Source organism: Alitiscatomonas sp. (assembly GCF_037242085.1).
GTDB lineage: Bacteria > Bacillota > Clostridia > Lachnospirales > Lachnospiraceae > Alitiscatomonas > Alitiscatomonas aceti.
Genome location: NZ_JAXXBR010000010.1, coordinates 1 through 3,335, shown reverse-complemented (window position 1 = coordinate 3,335; position 3,335 = coordinate 1). Strand labels below are relative to the sequence as shown.

General features: G+C 52.8%; 4 protein-coding genes and 1 pseudogene. All 5 read right to left on the bottom strand.

The annotated features are described in order from the left end of the window. Nucleotides 1–583: hypothetical protein (locus WIH05_RS00130; RefSeq protein ID WP_337424791.1), on the bottom strand; the 583-nt coding region annotated here is incomplete at its 3' end. A 226-nt stretch (nucleotides 584–809) separates the two neighbouring features. Further along, nucleotides 810–1,220, bottom strand: a complete 411-nt coding sequence (locus tag WIH05_RS00125) for a DUF5071 domain-containing protein (RefSeq protein WP_074026303.1) — start codon at nucleotides 1,218–1,220, stop codon at nucleotides 810–812. Nucleotides 1,221–1,340: 120 nt separating this feature from the next. Continuing rightward, nucleotides 1,341–1,895 (bottom strand): RNA 2'-phosphotransferase, encoded by a 555-nt coding sequence (locus WIH05_RS00120; RefSeq protein WP_087154635.1) that lies wholly within the window; start codon nucleotides 1,893–1,895, stop codon nucleotides 1,341–1,343. A 16-nt stretch (nucleotides 1,896–1,911) separates the two neighbouring features. After that, nucleotides 1,912–2,817 carry a hypothetical protein gene (locus tag WIH05_RS00115; protein ID WP_337424790.1) on the bottom strand — a complete coding sequence of 302 codons (906 nt, stop codon included), beginning with the start codon at nucleotides 2,815–2,817 and terminating at the stop codon, nucleotides 1,912–1,914. Between the two features lie 59 nt (nucleotides 2,818–2,876). Continuing rightward, nucleotides 2,877–3,335: pseudogene (locus WIH05_RS00110) on the bottom strand (hypothetical protein); the annotation flags it as partial.

The window sequence follows — 3,335 nt, the reverse complement described above, 5'->3', positions numbered from 1 at the left end:
CAAAGAGATCTACGGCATCCCTGGCGGTTCCGAACATACAGCAGTGGTTATAGAGTTTCCGCTTGGCATCGGGATCGTCCGGCGAGAGTTTCTTATTCTGTTCCACCAGCTTTGCCCAGAGCTGCTCCTTTGTCTGCGGTTCCTCCGGTTCATGGTAGGGGTAGTTCTTGTCGTTGTCCGCAAAGGGCATAACGCCCCGCTTGAGGTAGTCCATCAGAATGTCACAGAACCGATCCCGCTGGGGGAGGCCGTTCTCAGCACGGATGCGCGCCTGTTCCTTTGTCAGCGCCTCAATCATCTCCTGCTCGCGGTGGAGCTGGATGGCGGCCACCGTCATGGCAATCATGTGTTCATCGCTCACATTGCTGTAATACCACTCCTCCAGCCAGGGAAGGATGGTCAGATCCAAAGCCAGCGCCTTTTCATAGTCCAGGTTGAAATATGCGACCTCGGCCTTGACCGCCGCTACCTGATGGGGATATTTATCGGCAAAGGATTCCAGCGTGTCCAAGGCTCCTTCTTTGCCATCCATGATCTCATAGCAGACCATGCGGACTTTCTTGGGAAGTTTCACGACATCCATGTCGACGCCTCCTTCAGTCTTTTTTCTGTAAATAGTAGGTTCCACACCGGCCCCACAGCCGGGTGTCCAGATTTTCCTTTTTGATATCTGCCATCTGCCGAAAGACCGGCTTGATTGCCTATCAGCAAAGACAGTCGAGGCTGTCAGCGGCGGCTCATGAAATGTGCAGTTCATCTTGACCGTTGCTGGCTCGGTTGGCTTTGCTATCTCCCCGATAAATGGGAAGTTATCGACCTGTTTTTGATAGTCTGTTCTGCAAGAAGATAACAGCGGCTTCATGTACTTCTTCTCTTAATTCGCCCTGTGTAGGACTTTTTGCAATCCTCTGTATATCTGAGAGAATACAATTTATGCTCTCATCGGAAAAAAGAGGTGCCAGACAGGTGATAATCCAATACTTCCATATGTCGTCTTTTTCATGTGGACTTAAAACTCTATGAATTAAAGGAACAAGGGCTGATTGGTGTAAAGCGAGCACCGGCAAAATATCACCAGCAACAGGCCAATTACAGTCCTGTATCCACTCCAAAAGAGAGGGTAATATCGGCTCAATCTCATTGTCAGTAAGGTGTTTTAGCCTCTCTATATTTGAACTATCAAATTTATTTTTTGGCACTAAGTCGTGAATATCTGTCATATTAGCTCTTAATCTCCATCTCAAATATTATTTTGTCGTTCTCCAAATACTTTTTTCTTTCTTAAAGAAGACGGAGCGTGTTGTTCACCTTGTCTGTACCATACGCGGTACGCATGGCATTCACTCCTCTAAGCGTTTCAGGTACGGAGCAGGGACCACCTTTGTCAGCCACACTCCATTGGCGGATAAATAAAAGAGATATCCGTCGCGGTGCATCTGTCCGGCATCCACCAGGTAAATCACAGGCTGGCCGTGCCGTTGGCCTACTTTTTCGGCGGTTTCGGGATCTGGGGACAGATGGACATACAGGCGGCTTTGGGGAAGCAGTCCCTGGACCTCGATGGAGGCGGCAAACCGCTGGGCTGTTCCGTGGTACAGCGTCTCCGGTGGTTCAGTCACGGGGAGTTCCACATCCACCTGAATGGAGTGGCCCTGGTTGGCCCGGATTTTTGTCCCGTCCTCGCTGAAGGAATACCGCTGCTTTTCATCACTCCGCACGATTTCCTCCAGAATGTCCCGGTTGATGGGGTATTTTCTGCTGATACCCGCCAGCAGCGCATTGACATCCGCCCAGCCATGGGTATCCAACTTGATCCCAATAACCTCCGGCTTGTGCCGAAGGATCAAGCTGATATACTTGCTGATCCTTGTAAGATCGGGTGTTGTTTCTCTCATGGTGCCCTCCGCATTCTCAAATTGCCTCCACCCGGATAATAGGCCGGTAGAAGTCATAGTCGCCGTTTAGTTCCTTGTCTTCCTGCACTTCCGGCTTGTAGTGGGGCGAACAGGGCAAGAAACCGAGGAAAATTCCAAGTCCGCCGCAGATGCTGCGCCCGCCATCACCGCCGCAGGTGGTAAACTGCTCGGCCTTCACGACCTCCCGCATATAGGGGTCATAGGCGATGGACACTCCGAAGAAGTTGGGCTCCTCCATATCGAAGGGCTTGTCCTCATCCTCTGGGCTTTCGAAGTGGTGCAGGTGCATGGAGTAGTCCATTCCATCCCCCCAGGGGAACAGGGTGCGGCACCCTCCGCCGCACAGATAGGCCCACTCGTCCGCTGTAGGCAACGAAAGCCCCTGCTTTTCCAGCCCGGCAAGGAGTTCATCGTAATCAGTGCGGTTATAGATACAGATCTGAAAGCCCTTTTCCGTCCGCTCAATGCGGGCTGACTGGTGCATAGTAAGGCTGTCAAGGTCGCTCCAGGCAAACTCCCGGAACTGCTTCAGCCAGTCAGGATGGGCGGTCAATCTGGGATCGTCCATTGTGACCAGCTCCCAGCACAGTTCCTCCAACTCCCGGCCCACCAGCATAGGGCCAATAGCTGCCTGCCGAACGGGAGCCATGCTTTCCCGGATCATCTCCTCTGGGTCCTGTTCCATCTCCCATTCCTGGAACAAATAGTCCAGTTCCTCCCGGCTGTCCTGACTGAGCCCTATGGCGAACCGTTCCCAGCCCAGGGTGACGGTATCGCCGGGAACGAAAACATACTCCCGGCTATCTTTCTCGAATATGCCGGTGGTACAGTTCTGGCCCCAGCGATCAAAGGTATGTAGACCGAGAAAGGTCATATTATAACGAGCAGCCAGGCGTTCCATCAGCGCCTGTTTCTCGGTGGTTTCCAGTTGATCGAATTGGGTGCGGAATAAATTTTCGTTCACAGTAGTCCTCCTTCGATCCTTTCTGCGTGTTCCAGCAGATAGCGCCGGCCATCCTGCTTGGCCTGCTCCAAGTATTGTGGAAGCAGGCCGGAATGGATGGCATCCAGCGAGACCAGAACAGCGATCCGCTGGTATTCCTGTAATTCGAGGGGATAACAGTTCCGCTCCCAGAACAGCGGAGCGAACTGTTCCACACAGTCAGGACGCAGAGCGGGCATCGCCAAAAGCGCCCGCCGGCTCACATATTCATTGGGGTCCTTTGCGAAATCTAGAATTATATCCCTGACTTCCTGACTACATGAGCATTCCGGCAGATAGGCGGCAAACTGCCACTTGGCCTCACTCTCATTGGAGGCTGCGGCCCTGCGGCAGAGGCACTCGAACCATTGGGGATGGGAAGTGGTCTCCTGTATAAACCCCTCCGCTTCGTTGTCCCTGGCGATCAGATAGACCAT